We start from the raw sequence: 16039 nt of genomic DNA, 5'->3' as shown, positions 1-16039 counted from the left end.
GTACAATTATGACAACAAAAATAGAAAGACGTATTAAGATTAAATATAGAGTACGCAATAAGATTTCAGGTACTGCTGAACGTCCGCGTATGAGTGTGTTTAGAAGTAACAAGCAGATTTATGTTCAGGTTATCGACGATTTAAGTGGTAAGACACTGGTTGCTGCTTCATCTTTGGGCATGGAAGCTATGCCTAAGAAAGAACAGGCTGCTAAAGTTGGTGAGCTGATTGCAAAGAAAGCTCAGGAAGCTGGTATTACGACTGTCGTATTCGACCGTAATGGTTACTTGTATCATGGGAGAGTAAAAGAGGTAGCTGATGCTGCTCGTAACGGTGGACTTAAATTTTAATGAATTATGGCAGTTAATAATAGAGTTAAGATCACTAACGATATAGAATTAAAAGATAGATTGGTTGCAATCAACCGCGTTACTAAGGTTACAAAAGGTGGTAGAACTTTTAGTTTTTCTGCAATTGTAGTAGTAGGTAACGAAGATGGTATTATTGGCTGGGGCCTTGGTAAAGCAGGTGAAGTAACAGCTGCAATTGCTAAAGGTGTTGAAGCTGCAAAGAAGAACCTGACTCGTGTTCCTGTATTAAAAGGTACTGTTCCTCACGAACAGTCTGCTAAATTTGGTGGAGCTGAAGTATTTATTAAGCCTGCTTCAACAGGTACAGGAGTGGTAGCAGGTGGTGCTATGCGTGCTGTATTGGAAAGTGTTGGTGTGACAGATGTGTTGGCTAAGTCTAAAGGATCGTCTAACCCTCACAACCTGGTTAAGGCTACTATCTTGGCTTTGAGCGAAATGAGAGATGCTCGCATGGTTGCTCAGAACAGAGGTGTAAGTTTGGATAAAGTATTTAGAGGATAAGGAGGAATCGTATGTCAACTATTAAGATTAAACAAGTAAAGAGTAGAATTGGTGCTCCGGCTGATCAGAAAAGAACTTTGGATGCACTTGGTCTCCGTAAATTGAATCGTGTGGTTGAACACGAAGAGACTCCTTCAATTCTGGGTATGATTGAAAAGGTTAAACACCTGGTAGCAATCGTTAAGTAATATATTGTTAACAATAAAGGATCTTACAATATGAATTTAAATAATTTACGTCCTGCAGAAGGTTCTGTCAAAACTAGAAAAAGAGTTGGTCGTGGTGCTGGTTCAGGTCTAGGCGGTACTTCAACAAGAGGACATAAAGGAGCAAAATCAAGATCTGGCTATTCAAAGAAGATTGGTTTTGAAGGTGGTCAGATGCCGCTTCAACGTCGTGTTCCGAAATTTGGTTTTAAGAATATTAACCGTGTTGAATACAAAGCTATTAATCTTGACACTATTCAGAAATTGGCTGAAGCTAAGAATCTGTCTAAGGTAGGAATTAATGATTTGATTGAAGCTGGTTTCATCTCTTCTAACCAATTAGTGAAAGTTCTTGGTAACGGTAGTTTAACTACTAAGCTTGATGTAGAAGCAAATGCTTTCTCTAAGAGCGCAGTAGCTGCAATCGAAGCCGTTGGTGGTAATGCAGTAAAACTCTGATTCAATGATAAAATCTATTGAAACATTAAAGAATATATGGAATATTGAGGATCTGAGAAAACGGATCCTCATTACTATATTGTTTGTTGCAATTTATCGATTTGGTTCCTATGTCGTATTGCCAGGTATCAATCCTGATATGCTGTCTAAATTGCATGAACAGACGAGTGAAGGTCTTCTTGCCTTGTTGAATATGTTTTCTGGTGGTGCTTTTTCAAATGCTTCTATTTTTGCACTTGGAATTATGCCGTACATCTCTGCATCCATCGTGATTCAGCTGTTGGCTATTGCAGTACCTTATTTCCAGAAATTACAGCGTGAGGGTGAAAGCGGGCGTCGAAAGATTAATCAGTATACTCGTATCCTGACAATCATTATTTTGATTTTCCAAGCTCCATCTTATCTGATCAACTTGAAAATGCAAGCAGGGCCTGCCCTTAATGCTTCATTAGATTGGACTTTCTTTATTATAACTTCGACTATCATTCTGGCAGCAGGTAGTATGTTCGTTCTGTGGCTTGGTGAAAGAATCACTGATAAAGGTATTGGTAATGGTATTTCATTAATCATTATGGTGGGTATCATTGCTCGTCTTCCTCAGTCTTTCTCTGGTGAGTTTGTTTCCAGACTTGCTTCTCCGGGTGCAGGAGGTATCATCATGTTCTTGATTGAACTTGTTTGTTTGCTGGCTGTGATAGCTGCTGCTATTTTGTTGGTTCAGGGTGTGCGTAAGGTACCTGTACAGTATGCAAAACGTATTGTAGGTAATAAACAATATGGTGGTGCAAGACAGTACATTCCTTTGAAGGTGAATGCTGCGAACGTAATGCCTATCATCTTTGCTCAGGCAATTATGTTCATTCCTATCACTATTGTAGGTTTCTCCAATATGGAGGATGCAAGCGGCATCACTCGTGCTTTGATTGACCATACAAGTTTCTGGTACAATTTTGTTTTTGCGGCTTTGATTATACTTTTCACTTATTTCTATACTGCAATTACAATCAATACTAACCAGATGGCAGAAGATATGAAGAGAAATAACGGTTTTATTCCGGGAATAAAGCCGGGTAAGAACACTGCAGAATATTTGGATGTAATTATGTCTCGTATTACACTGCCGGGTTCTATATTCTTGGCTATTATTGCTATTCTGCCTGCTTTTGCCGGTCTTTTCGGGGTTCAAGCTGAATTTGCTCAGTTCTTCGGTGGTACATCTTTGCTGATTCTTGTAGGGGTAGTATTGGATACTCTTCAGCAGGTTGAAAGCCATTTGTTGATGCGTCATTATGACGGACTGTTGAGTTCGGGAAGAATTAAAGGACGTTCCGGTAATGTAGCTGCTTATTAAAAACTACTCGTCTCGAATGATATTTTTAAAGACAGATGATGAAATAGAGTTACTTCGTCAGAGTAATCTCCTTGTCGGGAGAACTCTGGCTGAAGTAGCTAAAATGATACAACCGGGAGTTACTACCAAGCAATTGGATAAGGTTGCAGAAGAATTTATTCGCGATCATGGGGCTATACCTACTTTTAAAGGTTTCCCTAATCCATACGGTTCTCCCTTTCCTGGTACACTATGTACATCGGTTAATGACCAGGTCGTTCATGGGATTCCTAATGATATTCCTTTGAAAGACGGTGATATTGTTTCTGTGGATTGTGGTACTTTCATGAATGGTTTTTGTGGTGATTCAGCTTATACGTTCTGTGTAGGTGAAGTTGATCCTGAAATCGTGAAATTGTTGAAGGTAACTAAAGAATCTCTTTATAAGGGAATTGAAAATGCAGTTCATGGAAAGCGGCTTGGTGATATAGGTTACTCGATTCAAGAATACTGTGAAGCACATTCTTATGGCGTGGTTCGTGAGTTTGTAGGTCATGGTATTGGGAAGGAAATGCATGAAGATCCTCCTGTTCCTAATTATGGTCGGCGTGGCACAGGAACTTTGTTAAAAAAAGGAATGTGTATTGCGATTGAGCCGATGATAACGATGGGCAATCGACAAATTGTGATGGAGGAGGACAGATGGACCATCCGTACAAGAGACCGTAAGTGTGCTGCACATTTTGAACATACGGTAGCTGTGGGAGTAGGAAAGGCTGATATATTATCGTCATTTGAATTTATAGAACAAGTTTTAGGAGATAAAGCAATTTAATATGGCAAAGCAATCCGCAATAGAACAAGATGGAGTTATCGTTGAAGCATTGTCTAATGCAATGTTTCGCGTAGAACTAGAAAACGGACATGAGATTACAGCTCATATTTCTGGTAAAATGAGAATGCATTACATTAAAATATTACCCGGAGATAAGGTAAGGGTCGAGATGTCTCCTTATGACTTATCTAAAGGAAGAATCGTTTTTAGATACAAATAAAAGAAAATATAAGATATGAAAGTAAGAGCATCATTAAAGAAACGTACGCCGGAATGCAAAATCGTTAGACGTAATGGCCGTTTGTATGTTATTAACAAGAAAAATCCTAAGTATAAACAACGTCAAGGATAATTTATTATTTTTGCAAAAAAAATAATTTAGTATATGGCTATAAGAATAGTTGGTGTAGATTTGCCTCAGAATAAAAGAGGTGAGATTGCGTTAACATACGTATATGGTATCGGACGCAGTAGTTCAGCAAAAATTTTGGATAAGGCAGGCGTAGATCGTGACCTGAAAGTAAAGGATTGGACTGATGATCAGGCTGCTAAGATCCGTGAAATCATTGGTGCTGAATACAAGGTTGAAGGTGATCTTCGTTCTGAAATCCAGTTGAACATTAAGCGATTAATGGATATTGGTTGCTACCGTGGTGTTCGTCACCGCTTGGGTCTGCCCGTTAGAGGTCAGAGCACAAAAAACAATGCTCGTACACGTAAGGGAAGAAAGAAAACAGTTGCAAATAAGAAAAAAGCTACTAAATAATTGTTAATATGGCAAAAAAAACAGTCGCAGCTAAAAAAAGAAATGTCAAGGTTGATGCTAATGGACAGTTGCATGTTCATTCTTCATTCAATAACATTATCGTTTCTTTGGCAAACAGCGAAGGCCAGATTATTGCATGGTCTTCTGCAGGTAAGATGGGATTTAGAGGTTCTAAGAAGAACACTCCTTATGCAGCTCAGATGGCTGCCCAGGATTGTGCAAAAGTGGCATACGATCTTGGCCTGAGAAAGGTAAAGGCTTATGTAAAGGGTCCTGGAAACGGACGTGAGTCTGCAATCAGAACTGTACATGGAGCTGGAATTGAAGTTACTGAAATTATTGACGTAACTCCATTGCCTCACAACGGTTGTCGTCCTCCTAAAAGAAGAAGAGTATAATAAAGATAACCTATTTAGATGTAACTTGATTTTGTTAAATAATGGATTGCAATTCCTTTCTGTAATCGCGGCTGCAACAAATTGAGTTCATGAATAACAATTAAATTAAGAAAGAAAATGGCTAGATATACTGGACCAAAAACTAGAATTGCACGTAAATTCGGTGAAGCAATCTTTGGAGCAGATAAAGTTTTGTCTAAGAAAAACTATCCTCCTGGACAACATGGTAACAACCGTCGCAGAAAAACTTCTGAATACGGTGTCATGTTGGCTGAAAAGCAGAAAGCTAAATATACTTACGGTGTGTTGGAGAAACAATTCCGTAACATGTTTGAGAAAGCAGCGGGTATGAACGGTATTACAGGTGAAATCTTGCTGCAGAGCCTTGAATGTCGCTTGGACAACGTAGTGTTCCGTTTGGGTATTGCACCGACTCGTGCTGCTGCTCGTCAGCTTGTAGGTCACAAGCACATTACAGTAGATGGTAAGGTTGTTAACATTCCTTCTTTCTCTGTAAAACCGGGTCAGTTGGTAGGTGTTCGTGAAAAATCTAAGTCTTTGGAAGTTATTGCTAACTCTTTGGCTGGATTTAACCACAGCAAATATCCTTGGTTGGAATGGGATGAAAACTCTAAGATTGGTAAATTGTTGCATGTTCCAGAAAGAGCTGACATTCCTGAAAACATTAAAGAACACTTGATCGTTGAATTGTACTCTAAATAATAATTAATTTCATGGCGATATTAGCATTTCAAAAACCTGATAAAGTATTAATGTTGGAAGCGGATTCCAAATTCGGGAAATTCGAATTCCGTCCGCTTGAACCCGGTTTCGGTATTACCGTAGGTAATGCTTTACGCCGTATTCTTCTTTCTTCGTTGGAAGGTTATGCAATCAACACAATCCGTATTGAGGGTGTGGAACATGAATTTGCTACAATTCCGGGTGTGAAAGAAGATGTCACTAACATTATCTTGAATCTGAAGCAAGTTCGATTCAAGCGAGTAGTTGAGGAATTCGAAAATGAGAAGGTAAGCATTACCGTTGAGAATTCTACTGAATTTAAGGCAGGTGATATTGGTAAGTATTTGACCGGATTTGAAGTGTTAAATCCTGAATTGGTTATTTGCCATTTAGATTCAAAAGCAACTATGCAGATAGACATTACAATCAACAAAGGTCGTGGATATGTTCCGGCTGACGAAAACCGTGAATTCTGCACCGATGTGAATGTAATTCCTATCGATTCTATTTACACTCCGATTCGTAATGTGAAATATGCGGTAGAAAACTATCGTGTAGAACAGAAGACTGACTATGAAAAGTTGGTACTGGAAATTACGACGGACGGTTCCATTCACCCGAAGGAAGCACTGAAAGAAGCTGCAAAAATTTTGATTCACCACTTCATGCTGTTCTCTGATGAAAAGATTACTCTTGAAACATCAGATGCAGAAGGAAATGAAGAATTCGATGAAGAAGTATTGCACATGCGTCAGTTGCTGAAGACCAAATTGGTTGATATGGACTTGTCAGTTCGTGCCTTGAACTGTTTGAAGGCTGCCGATGTAGAAACATTGGGTGACTTGGTTCAGTTCAATAAGACCGACCTGCTGAAGTTCCGTAACTTCGGTAAGAAATCGCTCACTGAGCTTGATGATTTGCTCGAGAGTCTGAATCTTTCGTTTGGAACAGATATTTCTAAGTATAAATTAGACAAAGAATAAACAATGAGACATAATAAAAAATTCAACCATTTAGGTCGTACTGCTTCTCACAGAAATGCAATGCTGTCAAACATGGCATGTTCTTTGATCAAGCACAAAAGAATCACTACGACTGTTGCGAAGGCTAAAGCTTTGAAGAAGTTCGTTGAGCCGCTGATTACTAGATCTAAAGATGACACTACTAACTCACGTCGTGTTGTATTTAGCAATCTTCAGGACAAATATGCTGTAACTGAACTGTTCAAAGAAATCTCTGTAAAAGTTGCTGATCGTCCGGGTGGTTACACTCGTATTATCAAGACTGGTCACCGTTTGGGTGATAACGCTGAAATGTGTTTCATCGAATTGGTTGACTACAACGAGAACATGGCTAAGACAGCTGCCAAGAAAGCTACTCGTACTCGTCGTTCTAAGAAATCAGCTGCAACTGCAGAAGCACCGGCTGCTGAAGCTGCTGCAACTGAAGCTACTACAGAGGAAGCCCCTAAAGCTGAATAATTCTGTAACATGCTATATACTTAAAAGGCTATGCGTTTGCATAGCCTTTTTTTATGCTCTATTGGGGCTGAAAAACATCAAGGTCTTGGAAACATTGTCAATAAAAAAGGCTCGTGAAATCAGATTTAAACCTGCTTCACGAGCCTTTTATGTGATTACCTTGATAATCTTTTGTGAGATTATGCTTCTTGCATTTTGGCTTTGAATGCTAAGGCATACATGCGCATTTGTTTTACCATGGCAAGCAGACCATTACTGCGGGTTGGTGAGAGGTGTTCTTTCAGTCCAATCTTCTCGATGAAGTAAAGGTCAGATTCCAGAATTTCGTCTGGTGTGTGTCCAGATACCACTTGGATAAGTAAAGATATGATACCTTTTACGATTAATGCATCGCTTTCTGCTTGAAATACCACCTTGCCGTCTACCAAATCAGCTTGTAACCAAACGCGGCTCTGACAGCCGTCAATCAGGTTCTGTTCGGTTTTATATTTCGGGTCAAGCGGCTGCTGGTCATTGCCTAAATCAATCAGCAGCTGATATTTGTCCATCCAATCGTCGAAGTCGCTGAATTCTTCGATTACTTCGTCCTGGAGTTCATTGATAGTTTTCATTGCGGTAGTTTTTAATTATTTTTCGTTATAAATTACCCCCATTACCGTTTGTCCTACGGCTTGAAGAGTGGCTTTGTCAATATTCTCTAAGCTGTCGTCCAGTGTGTGCCAGGTCGGGTTAAAGCCAGTGTTGCTTTGCGTATCGTAGTGAATAATATCTACGCAAGGAATCTGGCGGTACTGGTTGACATACACATGGTCGTCGGTAACCTGCCCTCCGTCTTCCTTGATGAAGTAATTGCTGTAACCCAGATGGTCTGCCATTTTCCATATTTTTTTCATGGCATTGTTCGCCGTCTGCTTGGAGAACGCTTCGTAGTAGAATGTGGCATTCTTTCCGCCTACCATATCAAGTAAGATACCAAACCGTGCCTTGTAATCAGGTACATGAGGAATACGGCCCCAGTACTGTGAACCCAAACACCAGGTATCAGGTTTATAGGTACCTTCGTAGAAATCTGGTGTACCGTAATCTTCTGAGTCGAAGAATATCAGATCGATGCCTATTTGTGGTGCCTGTTGCTGAATCTGACGGGCAATTTCGAGCAATACACCTACACCACTGGCGCCGTCGTTAGCTCCATCTATTGGTTTTTGGTAATTAGACTTTTCATCCTGGTCAGCGTATGGACGGCTATCCCAGTGTGCACACAGCATCACCCGCTTTTTATTTTCCGGCTGGTAAGCCCCGATGATGTTACGCGATTTCAGGATGGTACCATTGTAGGCCACCAAATCCGCATGCTGGTTGTACACCTTCGCACCGAATTTCTCCAGTTGTGCGGCCAGGTAATCGCCGCATCTCCGGTGAGCTTCCGTATTAGGAACACGAGGTCCGAATTGCACCTGTGCGGCAATGTAAGCGTATGCACTATCTGCATTGAATGCCGGTGCCTGCACTATAGTCGCTTCAGATTCTTCTATTTGCTGGCTGTTCTTCTGACTGTTTCCGCAAGAGATAAAAGCCCCTCCTGTCATTAAAGCAGTTACTGCCAGCAGATTCTTTATTGAAATCATAATTCACTTGTTTTGATTGTGGTGCAAAGGTAAACTTATTTTTGTACACGCCTTGCAACGGCAATCGGGTTTTAAACTTTATTTGTAGGAGCCATTCTCCTGTACTTGCTGCATGACACGCAAGAAATTACCTCCCCAAATGCGCCGGATGTCTTCCTCGCTGTACCGTTCATGAAGCAACTGACGAGTCAGATTGATCATTTCCGAAGAGTCGTTGCATCCGATAATACCTCCGTCACCGTCAAAGTCACTGCCGATTCCCACATGTTCGATACCCATCACGTTCACCATGTGATTTAGGTGTTCGATGGCATCCAAGATGTGAGCCGGACGCTCCTTACGGAGGAAGCCGCTATACAAGCATACCTGTACCACACCTCCCTTGCGGGCTATGGCACGAAGCTGGTCGTCGGTCAGGTTACGGGGATGGTCACAGAGCGCACGACTGGAAGAATGCGAACAAACCACCGGTTGGCTGCTGATGTCCAGTGTCTCGTAGAATGTCCGTTCCCCACTGTGTGACAAATCCACCATCATTCCCAGGCGGTTCATCTCCTGAATAACCTGCTCCCCAAACGGAGTAACTCCCAAGTTTTCTTCATTGTAGCGTGCAGAACCGCAGATGTCGTTGTTTCCATTGTGGCAGAGCGTCATATACACTACACCCCGTTTCCGGAAATGTGCTACCCGACTTAAATCCTTTCCGATGGCATATCCATTTTCAATGCCTAACATAATGGCCTTCTTTCCTTTCCGTTTCAGACGGTATAAGTCGTTGGGGGAATAAGCGATGTCTACAGCCGTACAGTTCATAGCTACCATCTCCTCAATCTCATTCAGTAGACGGTCTGCCTTGGCCGTTGCAGCCAGCAGCGCTTCATCTGTACGTTCCTTCTGTTCCAGGTAAGCCACCATGATGGTTGCATCCTGCCGTCCCTCCGTCATTTTATGTAGGTCCACTTTAATCTTCGGGTCCCGTGCGTGGAAGCGGATATGCTGGTCGAAGAACATCGGAGTATCACAGTGTGTGTCGAGAATCAGCAGACGCTCGTGCAGCTTCTTGGCTTTCTGGAATGAACCAGCTTCACGAACGAGCCATCCGAACAACGGCATCATGCACTTGTCCTGATTCAGAATGAAACATTCCGGATGCCATTGCACCCCTATAATAGATTTGTATTCTGTGCTTTCTATTGCCTCTATTACTCCATCGGGTGCCGTGGCCGATACACGGAAACCCGGAGCAGCTTCTTTCACGGCCTGATGATGGAAAGAATTTACGGCTACCTCCTTGGTGTTTAAGATACGAGCCAACAGACTGCCTTCTGCTAACTCTACCCTGTGCGATGGGAAACTCCGCTCCAACTCCTGACTGTGTTTAATCGATGGGGTATCCTTCTGTGCATAGATGTCCTGATAGAGTGTGCCTCCTAATGCCGCATTGATGACCTGCATCCCTCGGCAGATACCTAATATCGGAATCTGTCGGTTGGCAGCCAGACGCGTCAGAAGCAGTTCCTGGCGGTCGCGGTACGGATTGATGCTGTGAAGTTCCCGGATAGGATCTTCGTGCAGGAATAACGGATTCAAGTCGCCTCCTCCGGTGAGCAACAGTCCGTCAAGCTGTTCAAGCGTATTGAGCAGCAAGTTTATATCCTCGTAAGGAGGAATGACCACCGGCACCCCTCCGGCCTGAATGATAGACTGATAATACCCCGGAGCCAATGTCAGATTACCGTCGCTGAAGCTCCCGGTAAGTCCGATAAGCGGTGCTTCCTTATGATTGGGGAAGCGGCTGTGAATGCCCTCGTCGAGGGCCTGCATATCGAAAGAAAAATTTGTTTTCATGTGTTCCTTCTTTATTTACCAAGTAAGGCAAATATAGAGAGAACTTGCGAATTATGTGCACAAGAAAAGAAGGAATAAAGTAAATAATTGACAATTGAGATAGAGTCTCATAAAAAAGGGAATACAATATCCTCTGAAAAGAAGCTCGTATTCCCCGTTCGTGTGTATAAGATAACGTTTTATCAGTCGAAATTCTGTATGGTCTCTTTACGGATTTCCTTACCGTGCTGGCTGTACACAATCGTAAATAAAGTTTGGTTGTCAATCTTAGCCGCGTTTATGCAAGGCAAGCTAAGTTTTACACTTTCATACGGTGAAAGCACTTTCACTTGTCCTTCTGCCAGTTTTACTCCATTAACCAGTACGGTCAGGTCTGTTTCTTCAGAGGTGGACAAACCGAAATTCTTCACTTCCAGTTCCAATTGCTTGTCATACGTCATAGGATATGCCGCCGACAAGCATGCCGGATGATAATTGACGTAAGGCAGTCTGGCATATCCGTACAGCAAATCTCCTTTTTTTGTCTTTCCTAGCAGTTTGGGAGCAAATTCATCTTTTCTGATGGTATTGTTTTTACCATCGAATACGATAATCAGGTCCTTGCCCGAAGCGATACGTTTGACAGCCTTGCATCCCTTTCCGTAATTTACGTCCGAGGAGCTTCCGAATCTCAACGATTTCATGTCGAAATCCTTGAAGTCAACCCCTTCCTCTGCTTTTACCAGCACCTTGATTTCCTTGGTCTGGGCGGTAATCGTATCCTCGTTCAGGACAGACAAACGTAATCCTTTGTTCAGAGGGATACATATATTCTTTGAACTGTGCCGGTCATTGGGATGGTCTTCCCATTTGATGGTATCGATAACGGCAAAGTTGGCCTGAATAGGGCGTCCGTATTCATCTTGAAACACTTTCATGCGCTCATACTTAAACCAGTTTTCCTTGTAGCCATCCTTGTGAGCGGCTATTCCCGGAGTATAAGCCTCGCCCTCCTCTGTAATCCAGTGGATACCGTCGATGGAGCGTTGGTAGTAGGCAATTCTTCCCAGCCAGTCGTTGACGATAAGGTGATATTGCAAGCTGTCTTTCCAGATGACCGGGTCCTCAAATTCCCCGTTTACGTCCGGATACACACTTCTGTCGCTTACCTGCTGATAAGGAGAGATACCGTTTTCACTGATCCATACCCCTCCTCCGCGGCATACCATCAGATAAGAACCGTCACTTCTTCTGGCAAAGGTCAGGTTAGACAGCCCCTCAATGATTTTTCTGTTTCTCTTGTCGAAGGTGAAATGACTGTACGTCCACGGCCCATTCAGGCTGTCTGCAATGTAATATCCGTTGATAACGTACACCACGGGACGTCCGTCTTTTAGTATAAATGCTTCTGGATTATGTCCCTTCCCAATTGTGTCGCAGATGGTATAAGGTCCGCTCAAACAGTCACTTGTCGTATGGAATACGGTAGATTTGGGCCATGTCATGTGGCCCTTGGGCGAGTTTTCCGGCCATCCGCAGACAAAGAGATGGTATTTATTGTCCTTGCCTTTAAGAATGTTTCCTCCCCAAAAAGAAAGTTCTGGATTTTCAATTCCGTTGTCAACGTACCGGAGACGTACCGAGTCGGTTCCCCACACATTGTCGCCGGACCTCCCGTCGGGCATAGGCAGGAAGCGGTCTTTAAACCGCCCTCCATCAATAAGGTTTTTCCATTCGGTGGGCAATGTACGTTCTGTGATTTGAGCGTTTACACCCAGGCTGAGCAATAAGGTTAAAAAGCAGAATATATTTTTCATGGTAGGTATTATGTATAATTCTTGACAAAAGTAGGCATATCTCCTTGTACGATTGTAGCATATAATACGTACTTCGTAGGATTTTATCGACAATATGGTGTTGGAAAGTATTGTTTGAATAGAGATTACTTATAATAACTTTATTAAAAGATATTATAACTTGTCGTATAAATATTAGAGTTGCTATAATGAAATTTGAATACTTGTTTTTATAGTTTTATATAAGATACAAGTTTATTTATATTGTAAATATCTTTGAGAATTCATTTCTATTCCTTATATCAATTATTTAAATATGTTAATTATTGGTTTTTGTTTGGATATTATGTAGAAATTGCAGTTATTTGTCATACAAATACTATTTATATATCAAATGGCTAATACTATGGACACTTTACGTATAGTAAAAACGAATATGACTTTGGTTGACCAGGTTGAAGATCGGCTGTTGAATTACTTTAAAGAGAATAACTTACAGATAGGAGATCCAATTCCTAATGAGATGGATTTAGCTGCTTCTTTGGGAGTGGCTAGGAATGTTCTTAGAGAGGCCTTAAGTAGACTAAAAATGATTGGAATGATAGAGTCTCGTCCTCGCAGAGGAATGGTCTTACGTGAACCATCCTTGTTGGGGGGGATGACTCGAATTATAGACCCCCGTATTTTAAGTGAGTCTTCTTTGTTTGATATTCTTGATTTTCGTATTGCTTTAGAAATAGGAATTTGCAGTGATATTTTTAGAAATCTGACAGATGATGATTTAAAAGACTTACAGGCTATAGTGGAGGCTGGAGAAATGATGGGTAATAATGAATATTCTTCTATTAGTGAATATACGTTCCATTCAAAGTTATATGAAATAACAGGTAATAGAACTATATCTGAATTTCAGAGTATTATCCGTCCGGTTATGGAATTTGTCAAGTCTAAGTTTAAAGATTTATTAGCTCCTATCAATGATGAAATTAAAGAAAAGGGAGACTTGGTTACTCACCATGATTTGTTGCGTTTATTGGAAAAGAAGGATGCTGATGGATTTAGAAAAGCGTTGGAAAAGCATTTTATGGTTTATAAAATATTATTGGGGAAAATGAATCGATAACTAATAAAAACCTTAATCTATGAACCGAAAAATATCTTTAATATTATGTCTTTTTATAATTTCATTGAGCCGATTGATGGCTTTAAATGAAACGCATGTTATAGAAGATAAAATTGATTGGGACGCTTCTTTAAGTTTGCCTGCTATTCATGGTAAAGAGAATCCTGGTATTGCTGGAGCTTTTTCTGGTTTTATAGGGGATAATTTAGTGATTGCTGGAGGAGCTAATTTCCCAAATAAGAAACCGTGGGAAGTTGGGAGCGAAAAAGTTTGGTGGAGTACTTTATATTATAGGTCTTCCCAAGATTCGTTATGGCATGTAATAGATAATGCTTTACCTAAAAAAATAGCTTATGGAGTATCTATTATGTTACCTGAAGGTTTACTTTGTATTGGAGGCTGTGATTCTGAACGTTGTTATGATGATGTTTTTTTGTTGACGTTGAAAAACGGAGAAGTTCAAATATCTACAGATTGGCCTACTTTACCGGTTCCTTTAGCAAATGCGACTGGAGCTTTGTTAGATAATAAAATCTTTATAGCTGGTGGACAAGAACAAATGGTTGCTGCAAAGGCAACTTCTCATTTTTTGATGCTTGATTTGGCTTGCAAAGATAAAGGCTGGCAACGTTTGATGTCCTGGCCGGGAGAAGCTAGAGGTTATGCGGTTAGTACCGTACAAAATAATGGAGTGGATAAATGCTTTTATTTATTTAGTGGACGTAATTATGATGCAAAGGGAAATATTAAAATATTGTCGGATGGGTATGTCTATAATCCTCAAATAAATAGCTGGAATAGATTGAAAGGAGATTTCCCAGTAATGGCTGGAACAGCAATGCCACAAGGGGCAAATCATATTTTATTATTAGGGGGATCTGATACTATGCAACCAGCTTCTGTGTCACATCCAGGGTTTGATAGGAAGGTGCGTTTGTTTCATACAATAACCCAGACACTGATTGTTAAGGATGAGTGTCCGTATCCATTAGCTTTAACTACTAATTTAGTTTCTCATAATGGAGTTACATATTTGACTAGTGGCGAGATTCATCCAGGAGTACGTACTCCTTTGGTTTTATCTTTTCGTATTGTGCCATACGAAAAGAGCCTTGGTATCGTCAATTATTTAGTAATTGTATTCTATTTTTTATTGTTAGCTTGGATTGGTTATTATTTCTCGAAACGGCAAAAAAGTACAAATGATTATTTTAAGGGCGGTGGAAGGATTCCTTGGTGGGTTGTTGGCTTAAGTATTTTTGGGACGGCTTTAAGTGCTATTACTTTTATGGCTATTCCTGCAAAAGCTTATGCCTCAGATTGGAGCTATATATTTATAAATGCGGGTATTTTAATGGTTGTACCAGTAATTATATTTTTATTTATTCCATTTTTTAGAAAATTGAATAGTACAACGGCTTATGAATATCTTGAGGTTCGTTTTAATTATGCTATTCGTGTATTTTCAAGTCTTTCTTTCATTTTGTTTCAAATAGGAAGAATGGGCGTGGTTCTTTATCTTCCGGCTATTGCATTGAATATAGCAACAGGAATGGATATTATGTTATGCATTAGCTTGATGGGAATTCTAAGTCTGATTTATACAATGATGGGGGGGATAGAGGCTGTTGTGTGGACTGAGGCTCTTCAGGTAGTAGTTTTGATGGGAGGGGCTATCTTGTGTATTATTTTTATAATTTGTCATGTGGACGGCGGGTTTATGGGAATAATATCAGAAGCTTGTATAGATAATAAGTTTGATTTAGGAAATCTTGATTTTGATTTGCGCCAGCCGGCATTATGGACCGTTCTGATAGCCTCGTTTTTTACTAATTTGACGACTTATGGGACGGATCAAACGATGGTACAGCGATATATGACAACTGAAACAGAAGGGAAAGCACGCAAGAGTGTATTAACAAATGCTTGTTTGACAATTCCTGCATCATTAATCTTCTTTTTTGTGGGAACGGCACTTTATGTTTTTTATAAGTCACATCCTGCAGATTTAAGTATGACTATAGTTGATGGAGATGCAATATTTCCGTGGTATATATTTAGTCAGTTGCCTCAGGGGGTGACAGGGCTTCTTATTTCTGGAATTTTTGCAGCCGCAATGTCCACTTTGAGCAGCAGTATGAATTCTGCTGCTACAGCTTATGTGGTAGATATTCATTCTAGACTCTATAAAAATGCTAGCTTAAAAACAGCAAAAAATACTACCGCTATTTTGGGATGTCTGGGGATTGTTTTTGCTTATATGATGGCAACTTGGGAGATAAGTTCTCTTTGGGATGAATTTAATAGAATATTAGGTTTAATATTAGGAAGTATGGGGGGACTTTTTTTGTTAGGAATGCTTACAGTTAGAGCAAACTCATGGGGAGCTATCTGTGGTATTGTGGGTAGTATTATAGTACAGATATACTTTATTAATTCACAATCTGTTCATTTGTTACTTTATACGACTACGGGTGTAATATCCTGTTTTGTAATTGGTTATGTTTGTAGCTTTTTCTTTAAAGAAAATAGGAAAGATATATTGCATTTAACAATTTATAAACATTAAATTTA

19 protein-coding genes are annotated in these 16039 nt (G+C 40.5%); 15 read left to right on the top strand and 4 right to left on the bottom strand.

The window, feature by feature from the left end; translation table 11 throughout:
- Positions 1-8 precede the first annotated feature (8 nt).
- The 13 genes from rplR to rplQ all read left to right on the top strand — a co-directional run bounded on the left by rplR (position 9) and on the right by rplQ (position 7091).
- Positions 9-350 (top strand): 50S ribosomal protein L18, encoded by a 342-nt coding sequence (rplR, locus tag BACPLE_RS04610; RefSeq protein WP_007559370.1) that lies wholly within the window; start codon positions 9-11, stop codon positions 348-350.
- A 6-nt stretch (positions 351-356) separates the two neighbouring features.
- Complete coding sequence (gene rpsE, locus BACPLE_RS04605) at positions 357-872, top strand: 30S ribosomal protein S5 (RefSeq protein WP_007559369.1); 516 nt, start codon at positions 357-359, stop codon at positions 870-872.
- Positions 873-883: 11 nt separating this feature from the next.
- Positions 884-1060, top strand: a complete 177-nt coding sequence (gene rpmD / locus BACPLE_RS04600; RefSeq protein WP_007559368.1) for a 50S ribosomal protein L30 — start codon at positions 884-886, stop codon at positions 1058-1060.
- Positions 1061-1090: 30 nt separating this feature from the next.
- Positions 1091-1537, top strand: a complete 447-nt coding sequence (gene rplO, locus BACPLE_RS04595) for a 50S ribosomal protein L15 (protein ID WP_007559367.1) — start codon at positions 1091-1093, stop codon at positions 1535-1537.
- Positions 1538-1541: 4 nt separating this feature from the next.
- Complete coding sequence (secY, locus tag BACPLE_RS04590) at positions 1542-2888, top strand: preprotein translocase subunit SecY (protein ID WP_007559366.1); 1347 nt, start codon at positions 1542-1544, stop codon at positions 2886-2888.
- A gap of 16 nt (positions 2889-2904) precedes the next feature.
- Positions 2905-3702 carry a type I methionyl aminopeptidase gene (gene map / locus BACPLE_RS04585; RefSeq protein WP_007559364.1) on the top strand — a complete coding sequence of 266 codons (798 nt, stop codon included), beginning with the start codon at positions 2905-2907 and terminating at the stop codon, positions 3700-3702.
- A gap of 1 nt (position 3703) precedes the next feature.
- Complete coding sequence (infA, locus tag BACPLE_RS04580) at positions 3704-3922, top strand: translation initiation factor IF-1 (protein WP_002558052.1); 219 nt, start codon at positions 3704-3706, stop codon at positions 3920-3922.
- A 15-nt stretch (positions 3923-3937) separates the two neighbouring features.
- Positions 3938-4054, top strand: a complete 117-nt coding sequence (gene ykgO, locus BACPLE_RS18795) for a type B 50S ribosomal protein L36 (protein ID WP_002558051.1) — start codon at positions 3938-3940, stop codon at positions 4052-4054.
- Between the two features lie 33 nt (positions 4055-4087).
- Entirely contained in the window at positions 4088-4468 is a 381-nt protein-coding gene (rpsM, locus tag BACPLE_RS04575; RefSeq protein WP_007559362.1) for a 30S ribosomal protein S13, read from the top strand.
- 8 nt (positions 4469-4476) lie between these two features.
- Positions 4477-4866 carry a 30S ribosomal protein S11 gene (rpsK, locus tag BACPLE_RS04570; RefSeq protein ID WP_007559359.1) on the top strand — a complete coding sequence of 130 codons (390 nt, stop codon included), beginning with the start codon at positions 4477-4479 and terminating at the stop codon, positions 4864-4866.
- A gap of 117 nt (positions 4867-4983) precedes the next feature.
- Entirely contained in the window at positions 4984-5589 is a 606-nt protein-coding gene (rpsD, locus tag BACPLE_RS04565; RefSeq protein WP_007559358.1) for a 30S ribosomal protein S4, read from the top strand.
- Between the two features lie 11 nt (positions 5590-5600).
- Entirely contained in the window at positions 5601-6593 is a 993-nt protein-coding gene (locus tag BACPLE_RS04560; protein ID WP_007559357.1) for a DNA-directed RNA polymerase subunit alpha, read from the top strand.
- A 3-nt stretch (positions 6594-6596) separates the two neighbouring features.
- Entirely contained in the window at positions 6597-7091 is a 495-nt protein-coding gene (gene rplQ, locus BACPLE_RS04555) for a 50S ribosomal protein L17 (RefSeq protein WP_007559355.1), read from the top strand.
- A 179-nt stretch (positions 7092-7270) separates the two neighbouring features.
- On the opposite strand, the gene BACPLE_RS04550 is transcribed toward rplQ, so the two are convergent.
- The 4 genes from BACPLE_RS04550 to BACPLE_RS04535 form a co-directional block, all read right to left on the bottom strand.
- Positions 7271-7702: a SufE family protein gene (locus BACPLE_RS04550; RefSeq protein ID WP_007559352.1), complete on the bottom strand. Its 432-nt coding sequence runs from the start codon at positions 7700-7702 to the stop codon at positions 7271-7273.
- A gap of 15 nt (positions 7703-7717) precedes the next feature.
- Entirely contained in the window at positions 7718-8716 is a 999-nt protein-coding gene (locus BACPLE_RS04545) for a M20 family metallopeptidase (protein WP_040312449.1), read from the bottom strand.
- Between the two features lie 81 nt (positions 8717-8797).
- Positions 8798-10567 carry a gamma-glutamyl-gamma-aminobutyrate hydrolase family protein gene (locus BACPLE_RS04540; protein WP_007559349.1) on the bottom strand — a complete coding sequence of 590 codons (1770 nt, stop codon included), beginning with the start codon at positions 10565-10567 and terminating at the stop codon, positions 8798-8800.
- A gap of 182 nt (positions 10568-10749) precedes the next feature.
- Positions 10750-12363 (bottom strand): glycoside hydrolase family protein, encoded by a 1614-nt coding sequence (locus BACPLE_RS04535; protein WP_007559348.1) that lies wholly within the window; start codon positions 12361-12363, stop codon positions 10750-10752.
- A 385-nt stretch (positions 12364-12748) separates the two neighbouring features.
- Here BACPLE_RS04535 and BACPLE_RS04530 point away from each other — a divergent pair, with 385 nt between their 5' ends.
- Positions 12749-13465: a FadR/GntR family transcriptional regulator gene (locus BACPLE_RS04530; RefSeq protein ID WP_040312448.1), complete on the top strand. Its 717-nt coding sequence runs from the start codon at positions 12749-12751 to the stop codon at positions 13463-13465.
- Between the two features lie 19 nt (positions 13466-13484).
- Positions 13485-16034, top strand: coding sequence for a sodium:solute symporter family protein (locus tag BACPLE_RS04525; RefSeq protein ID WP_040312419.1), 2550 nt, complete (start codon positions 13485-13487; stop codon positions 16032-16034).
- Positions 16035-16039 lie beyond the last annotated feature (5 nt).

The sequence above is a fragment of the Phocaeicola plebeius DSM 17135 genome (assembly GCF_000187895.1).
GTDB lineage: Bacteria > Bacteroidota > Bacteroidia > Bacteroidales > Bacteroidaceae > Phocaeicola > Phocaeicola plebeius.
This window is presented reverse-complemented; position numbering and strand designations above follow the sequence as displayed.

Excerpts from the sequence above, each read along its gene's own strand:
- rpsK (WP_007559359.1), top strand. The coding sequence starts at position 4,477 with ATGGCAAAAAAAACAGTCGCAGCTAAAAAAAGAAATGTCAAGGTTGAT.
- BACPLE_RS04550 (WP_007559352.1), bottom strand. The coding sequence starts at position 7,702 with ATGAAAACTATCAATGAACTCCAGGACGAAGTAATCGAAGAATTCAGC.
- rpsE (WP_007559369.1), top strand. The coding sequence starts at position 357 with ATGGCAGTTAATAATAGAGTTAAGATCACTAACGATATAGAATTAAAA.
- rplQ (WP_007559355.1), top strand. The coding sequence starts at position 6,597 with ATGAGACATAATAAAAAATTCAACCATTTAGGTCGTACTGCTTCTCAC.
- BACPLE_RS04540 (WP_007559349.1), bottom strand. The coding sequence starts at position 10,567 with ATGAAAACAAATTTTTCTTTCGATATGCAGGCCCTCGACGAGGGCATT.
- BACPLE_RS04535 (WP_007559348.1), bottom strand. The coding sequence starts at position 12,363 with ATGAAAAATATATTCTGCTTTTTAACCTTATTGCTCAGCCTGGGTGTA.
- rplO (WP_007559367.1), top strand. The coding sequence starts at position 1,091 with ATGAATTTAAATAATTTACGTCCTGCAGAAGGTTCTGTCAAAACTAGA.
- infA (WP_002558052.1), top strand. The coding sequence starts at position 3,704 with ATGGCAAAGCAATCCGCAATAGAACAAGATGGAGTTATCGTTGAAGCA.
- rpmD (WP_007559368.1), top strand. The coding sequence starts at position 884 with ATGTCAACTATTAAGATTAAACAAGTAAAGAGTAGAATTGGTGCTCCG.
- ykgO (WP_002558051.1), top strand. The coding sequence starts at position 3,938 with ATGAAAGTAAGAGCATCATTAAAGAAACGTACGCCGGAATGCAAAATC.
- rpsM (WP_007559362.1), top strand. The coding sequence starts at position 4,088 with ATGGCTATAAGAATAGTTGGTGTAGATTTGCCTCAGAATAAAAGAGGT.
- rplR (WP_007559370.1), top strand. The coding sequence starts at position 9 with ATGACAACAAAAATAGAAAGACGTATTAAGATTAAATATAGAGTACGC.
- BACPLE_RS04525 (WP_040312419.1), top strand. The coding sequence starts at position 13,485 with ATGAACCGAAAAATATCTTTAATATTATGTCTTTTTATAATTTCATTG.
- secY (WP_007559366.1), top strand. The coding sequence starts at position 1,542 with ATGATAAAATCTATTGAAACATTAAAGAATATATGGAATATTGAGGAT.
- map (WP_007559364.1), top strand. The coding sequence starts at position 2,905 with ATGATATTTTTAAAGACAGATGATGAAATAGAGTTACTTCGTCAGAGT.
- BACPLE_RS04530 (WP_040312448.1), top strand. The coding sequence starts at position 12,749 with ATGGACACTTTACGTATAGTAAAAACGAATATGACTTTGGTTGACCAG.
- BACPLE_RS04560 (WP_007559357.1), top strand. The coding sequence starts at position 5,601 with ATGGCGATATTAGCATTTCAAAAACCTGATAAAGTATTAATGTTGGAA.
- rpsD (WP_007559358.1), top strand. The coding sequence starts at position 4,984 with ATGGCTAGATATACTGGACCAAAAACTAGAATTGCACGTAAATTCGGT.